This window comes from Lentilactobacillus farraginis DSM 18382 = JCM 14108 (assembly GCF_000583655.1).
GTDB classification, from domain to species: Bacteria; Bacillota; Bacilli; order Lactobacillales; family Lactobacillaceae; genus Lentilactobacillus; species Lentilactobacillus farraginis.
On record NZ_BAKI01000034.1, the window covers coordinates 21,868 to 27,932 of the forward strand.

General features: G+C 42.8%; 5 protein-coding genes and 1 pseudogene. 5 read left to right on the forward strand and 1 reads right to left on the reverse strand.

Annotated elements, in window-relative coordinates:
- The first annotated feature begins 43 nt into the window (after positions 1-43).
- The 4 genes and pseudogenes from JCM14108_RS10380 (at position 44) to JCM14108_RS10395 (ending at position 3,517) form a co-directional block, all read left to right on the forward strand.
- On the forward strand, positions 44-814 hold the full coding sequence (locus JCM14108_RS10380) for an acetoin reductase (RefSeq protein ID WP_035180706.1): 771 nt from the start codon (positions 44-46) through the stop codon (positions 812-814).
- Between the two features lie 38 nt (positions 815-852).
- Positions 853-1,947: a methionine ABC transporter ATP-binding protein gene (locus JCM14108_RS10385; protein ID WP_035180707.1), complete on the forward strand. Its 1,095-nt coding sequence runs from the start codon at positions 853-855 to the stop codon at positions 1,945-1,947.
- Positions 1,925-2,612: pseudogene (locus JCM14108_RS10390) on the forward strand (methionine ABC transporter permease). The gene JCM14108_RS10385 and the pseudogene JCM14108_RS10390 overlap by 23 nt, the downstream one beginning before the upstream one ends.
- Positions 2,613-2,653: 41 nt before the next feature.
- The gene (locus JCM14108_RS10395) at positions 2,654-3,517 is read left to right on the forward strand and encodes a MetQ/NlpA family ABC transporter substrate-binding protein (RefSeq protein ID WP_035180708.1); all 864 of its coding nucleotides are present in this window, start codon (positions 2,654-2,656) and stop codon (positions 3,515-3,517) included.
- Between the two features lie 71 nt (positions 3,518-3,588).
- Here JCM14108_RS10395 and JCM14108_RS10400 read toward each other — a convergent pair whose 3' ends face one another.
- The gene (locus tag JCM14108_RS10400; RefSeq protein WP_035180710.1) at positions 3,589-4,182 is read right to left on the reverse strand and encodes a replication protein B; all 594 of its coding nucleotides are present in this window, start codon (positions 4,180-4,182) and stop codon (positions 3,589-3,591) included.
- A gap of 382 nt (positions 4,183-4,564) precedes the next feature.
- Here JCM14108_RS10400 and JCM14108_RS10405 point away from each other — a divergent pair, with 382 nt between their 5' ends.
- Positions 4,565-6,028, forward strand: a complete 1,464-nt coding sequence (locus tag JCM14108_RS10405; protein WP_035180711.1) for an APC family permease — start codon at positions 4,565-4,567, stop codon at positions 6,026-6,028.
- Positions 6,029-6,065: the final 37 nt, after the last annotated feature.

The following is a 6,065-nucleotide window of genomic DNA, read 5'->3' on the forward strand; positions in this document are numbered from 1 at the left end:
AAGCGCTTTTTTAGTTCTCAAAATTTTTGAAGGAGTGGTTAAAATGACAAAATCAGCAATTATAACGGGTGCGGGTCAAGGAATCGGCGAAGGTATCGCAACCAGGTTGGCAAAAGCGGGTTATGCTGTCGCGGTTGCAGATATTAACCAACGAACAGCTAAAAAGGTTGCCAAAAATCTTAAAGACAACGGCTATAAAGCCAAAGCCTACTACGTTGACGTTGCCCATCGTGATGAAGTATTCGACTTGGTGCAAACAGCCGTTGCGGACTTAGGCGACTTGGCCATTTACGTTAATAACGCCGGTGTTGCCTTTATCGACTCATTTGTCAACTCGAATCCAACGGATGTTGAACGACTTTTTGACGTCAACTTAAAGGGGACCTACTGGGGAATTCAAGCAGCTGCCAAACAATTTATCAAGCAGGGTAAAGGTGGCCGGATCGTCAACGCCGCATCGCTTGCCGGTGTTGAGGCTTCAGCATTGCAAAGCGCCTACTCAGCTTCAAAATTCGGTATTCGTGGGCTGACCCAAGCCGCCTCAAAAGAATTGGCAAAATATAACATTACCGTCAACGCCTACAACCCAGGGGTTGTCCGGACGCCTTTGCGTGATGGGATCGACGAACGAACGGCAGAAATCAAACATATTTCCGTCAAGGAGCAACAAAAAAATGTCCTCACCGAAATCTCACTTGGCCGAGAAGCGACTCCGCAAGACGTTGCCGATGTCGTTGCCTGGTTTGTCTCGCCACAGGCAAAGTATATTACCGGTCAATCGGTGCAGGTCGACGGTGGTATGAGATATCTTTAATTCAATAAACTTTAATTATGCTAAGGGAAGTGTTTAACATGGCAGAATCGACTCACCCAATTATCAATCTTCAAAACGTTAGTGTAACCTTTCAATCAAACGGGAAGCCGCTTAACGCCGTGGATAAGGTTGATTTACAAATTAATCGGGGAGATATTTATGGCATCATTGGTTACTCCGGTGCCGGTAAAAGTACATTGGTGCGAACAATCAACTTACTTCAGCAGCCAACTGCCGGTACCGTAACCGTCAGCAATCAAAATCTGCAGGCTCTGTCTGAATCAAAATTGAGAGCCGCCAGAAAGAAAATCGGCATGATCTTTCAGCACTTCAATCTTTTGAATTCCAGAACCGTTTTGAATAACGTAGAATATCCACTTTTAAGCCAACCAATCCACAAGCCACAGCGCCAGGCCAAAGCAAAAAAACTGCTTGAATTAGTTGGCCTGCAGGATTTTGAGTATGCTTATCCGGATCAGCTTTCCGGCGGTCAAAAGCAACGAGTCGCAATTGCCAGAGCCTTGGCTAATGATCCTGATATTCTTATCAGTGATGAAGCAACCAGTGCGCTGGATCCCAAAACTACCAATGACATCTTAAAACTGCTGAAAGATCTTAACGAAACACTTGGATTAACGATTGTTCTGATTACTCACGAAATGCAGGTAATCAAATCTGTTTGCCGTCACGTGGCAGTCATGGACCAGGGGAAAATTATCGAACGCGGCGACGTAGCGGAAGTCTTTTCCAATCCCCAACAACCACTAACCCAAAACTTCGTGGATTCTTCGGCAAACGTTACCGAAGCACTGGCTCAAATTAAAGCTGATCCAGGATTACAAAATCTGGCCAAAAACGAACGGTTGCTATTTTTAAAATTTAGAGGTCAAGCAACCAAACAATCACTGATCTCAGATCTGACCGAACTTTATCATTTGAAGGCAAACATTCTTTTTGCCAACATCGAAAAAATCGGAACAGCCTCTATTGGTTATCTGATCATCGTGCTGACCGGTGAGACCAGGCAGTTGGCAAATGGGATTAATTTATTAAATCGAAACGGTGTCCGGGTTCAACTCATCGCTAGTGGAAAGAAAGAAGGCGTTGAAAATGATCAAGCAACTGTTTCCTAACCTCATTCACATTTGGCCGCAGTTTCTGCAATCCATCTGGGAAACAATTTATATGACGGTTTGGTCTTCTATTATTGCCGGTATCTTGGGATTGGCTGTTGGGATTGGCTGTTGGCATTGTGCTGGTAATTACACAAAGCGATGGTATCGCGGCTGACCCATACGTTTATAGTTTAATCGACAAAATTGTGAATTTCCTACGGTCAATTCCATTTATTATTCTGTTGGCAGTGATGTTTCCAATCACGGAATTTATCGTCCATACAACTGTTGGGACAACCGCGGCGTTAGTCCCGTTGGTTGTCGGAATCTTTCCATTCTATGCCCGCCAGGTTCAAAATGCATTATTAGAAATTGATCCACAAGTTATTGAAGCAGCCCGTTCAATGGGATCGGGAACAATCGAGATTATTTTTCGAATTTATTTAAGAGAAGGTCTACCGGATCTTATCCGTGCTTCGGTTGTTACGATTATCAGTTTAATCGGACTAACAACTATGGCTGGTGCAATCGGCTCAGGCGGACTGGGTGATATTGCAATTAGCATTGGCTACGCTCGTTTTGAAAACGACATTACCGTTGCAGCAATGCTGGTCATTTTAATTTTAGTTTTCCTCGTCCAAATCATCGGTGACTGGCTGGCTAAAAAGACGGTTCACCTGTAACCATCAGAAACGTACTTTATTTATGTATATAGGAGAAAATAATGAAAAATAGCAAAGGACTTATTATTACCCTGATTAGTATTATCGTTATTATCGGTATTATATTTGGTATTCATACATTAACCGGTTCTACTTCAAAATCAGCGGATAACCCAACCATCACAGTCGGTTCCCAAGGCTCTGATTATGATATTTGGACTCATATTGCCACAAGTAAACAAGCCAAAAAATTAGGTCTTAAAATCAAAACAAAACAGATTGCAGATGGCGTCCAGCTAAACAATGCTACCGCCCAAGGCAGCGTGGATGTTAATGCCTTTCAATCATACGCCTACCTGGCAGCTTACAACAAAGAACATCCCCACAGTCAACTAGCTGCGTTGGGAACAACTTATCTGGAGCCGCTCGGTATCTATTCAGACAAATATAAACAGATTAATAAAATTCCAAACGGTGCCACTGTTGCCATTGCCAACAATCCGGCCAATACTGCCAGGGGACTGTTGTTACTGCAAAGTGCCGGATTAATCAAGCTCAAGAAAAACTTTGGCGCACTTGGCAACACCAACGACATCGCTGCCAACCCCAAACACCTCAAATTTAAAGAAATCGACGATACAACAGGGCCACGGGTCTTACACACAGTTGACGTTGTCCTGATTTCCAATACGGTTGCTTTAGAAGGTCATCTCAATGTGCTAAAAGATTCCATTTTTCACGAAAAAATCAACAGTAGTACGCGAAGTAATATTAATATTCTCGCAACTGCCAAGAAAAATAAAAATAATCAAAATTATAAAAAGCTGGTAAAACTTTATCACGAACCGACCATTCAAAAATATATCAAATCGCAATACAACGGCACTAAAGTTGAAGTTCAAAAGCCCCTTTCTTACCTGAAGTAATAAAAAACCGCAACCGGAAATTTTCCGATTGCGGTTTTTTAAATAATTGCTAACGAGATCATAGAATGCCTTTAACGGCCAAACTGCCACCAGTGCTTCTTCTTACGTGGTGCAGCCTGATAGCTACTGCCATCACTGGAAAGAACCCGATCCGGCCGGTAGTTGTTTGATACTTTGGTTTCTTGCTGCGATTGGGTATTTTCGGATTGTTTTGATTGATCACTTGACTGATCCATTACGGTTTCTTCGATTGCTTTGGTTTCCGATGAATTCCCCATCTTATTTTGAAGCTGCTTTAACTTATTTTGAACATCAAGCTGCAAACGTTGCGATTGATCCAGTAACTGATGCAATTCACGGATCTGCTTATCCTTTTCCTCAATCTGTTTGCGCTGATCCTCAAGTGTTTCAGCTAATAACGCTGTGGCACTTTTACCATTCTTGGAATCTGCCGAAGCAGTTGCTTGGTTTTCAGACGCGGTTTCAGTACCGGATTCCGAATTCTTGAATTGGTTCTTCAAGACATCGACACCCTCATCTTTAATCAGGATTTTATTACCCTGCTTAATCGTATATGTACTTCGAAACTCATCGTCCATATGTTTCCGAATTGCAGTTTTGGAAACTGCTAACTCATCCGCAAGTTCTTTGATAGTCAACGACATAGTATCGCCCCCTATTACTTATTTTTTAAATGAACACTTTTTAAAGTGACACACATATCATTATAGTGATTTAAACATAATTGAGCAAATAAAATTCGCAAACGCATTTAATGAGATTATACCAAATTTTATTGTAAAATTAAATTGAGATGAGAACAAGCATTGACAATCTCATCGATTTTGAGGTACACTACTCGCGATGTCTGGCGACTTTTAACACAATTGGGTATAAAATTGATATAATTCTACATAATATAGGTTTAAAATTATTTCAAATTTTTCTTTAATTTAAGCTTAGAATTTGTTATTCTTAGACAATCACAATATGTGTTGATCGCTGGATCGTAAAAACATGTTTAGAAATTATTAGGAGTGAGTGTCAATGAGCAGCGTTTTCGAAAAAATGTTTCGCAAGGAGGATCCGCTTGTCTATCAGGATAAGGATTCCCATCTTATTAGAAGCTTGACAACCAAGGATTTTCTGGCACTTGGCGTTGGAACCATCGTTTCCACATCTATCTTCACCCTTCCCGGCGTTGTCGCCGCACAACACGCCGGTCCCGCAGTTGCGCTTTCATTTCTGTGTGCCGCAATTGTTGCCGGTATGGTAGCTTTTGCCTATGCTGAAATGGCGGCTGCTATGCCGTTTGCCGGTTCCGCGTACTCATGGATCAACGTGGTTTTCGGTGAATTCTGGGGTTGGATTGCCGGTTGGGCATTGCTGGCCGAGTATTTTATTGCCGTTGCGTTTGTGGCTTCCGGACTTTCCGCAAACTTCCAAGGGCTAATCTCGCCGCTTGGTTTCAAGTTACCGACATCCCTGTCAACTGCCTCAACCGGTTCAAACGGCGGGTTGATGGATTTGTTTGCAATCATCATTATTTTACTGGTTACCACTTTACTTTCCCGTGGTGCATCGCAAACTGCCCGGGTTGAAAATACACTTGTTGTTCTAAAAGTGATTGCGATTTTGGTCTTTATCTTCGTTGGCGCAACTGCCATCAAGTCCCAAAACTACACACCATTTATTCCTAAATACCACGTAAACGCGGATGGTTCCGCTTTTGGTGGTTGGCAGGGTATTTATGCCGGGGTTTCCGAAATCTTCCTGGCCTACATCGGTTTTGACTCGATTGCCGCAAACTCAGCGGAAGCCAAAAACCCGCAAAAAACAATGCCGCGTGGTATCTTGGGTTCTCTTTTAATTGCTGTTTTGCTTTTCGTTGCCGTAGCATTGGTTCTTGTTGGTATGTTCAGCTATGCTGATTACGCCAACAACGCTGAACCGGTTGGCTGGGCATTGCGTCAAAGCGGTCATGAAATTATTGCTACCATCGTACAAGCCGTTGCCGTTGTCGGTATGTTTACCGCCCTTATTGGTATGATGCTTGCCGGTTCGCGATTATTGTATTCATTTGGTCGTGACGGTCTTCTGCCAAAAGCACTTGGTAAGCTGAGTAACAATCTGCCAAACCGGGCTTTGATTGTTCTGACAATTATCGGCATTGTCTTGGGTGCTTTCTTCCCATTTACGTTCCTGGCACAATTAATTTCTGCCGGCACATTAATCGCCTTCATGTTCGTATCCGTTGGTATTTACGCTCTCCGGCCACGTGAAGGAAAGGACATTCCGGAACCAAGCTTTAAAATGCCGCTTTATCCGGTACTGCCGGCACTCGGCTTTTTAGGCGCTTTGGGAATTTTCTGGGGCCTCGATATTCAGGCTAAAACCTATGCTTTGGGCTGGTTTATCCTTGGAATGATTATCTACTTCAGTTATGGTATGAAACACTCAACGGCCACGATTGACCGGATAAACAAAGAAGCCGAAAAAGAACGGGAATAGTCAAGTTATCGTGGCTATTTGCAGAAATCGTATTTAA

What these genes read in the sequence shown, in the direction of transcription:
- JCM14108_RS10380 (WP_035180706.1), top strand. Translation starts at nt 44, where the DNA reads ATGACAAAATCAGCAATTATAACGGGTGCGGGTCAAGGAATCGGCGAA.
- JCM14108_RS10385 (WP_035180707.1), top strand. Translation starts at nt 853, where the DNA reads ATGGCAGAATCGACTCACCCAATTATCAATCTTCAAAACGTTAGTGTA.
- JCM14108_RS10395 (WP_035180708.1), top strand. Translation starts at nt 2,654, where the DNA reads ATGAAAAATAGCAAAGGACTTATTATTACCCTGATTAGTATTATCGTT.
- JCM14108_RS10400 (WP_035180710.1), bottom strand. Translation starts at nt 4,182, where the DNA reads ATGTCGTTGACTATCAAAGAACTTGCGGATGAGTTAGCAGTTTCCAAA.
- JCM14108_RS10405 (WP_035180711.1), top strand. Translation starts at nt 4,565, where the DNA reads ATGAGCAGCGTTTTCGAAAAAATGTTTCGCAAGGAGGATCCGCTTGTC.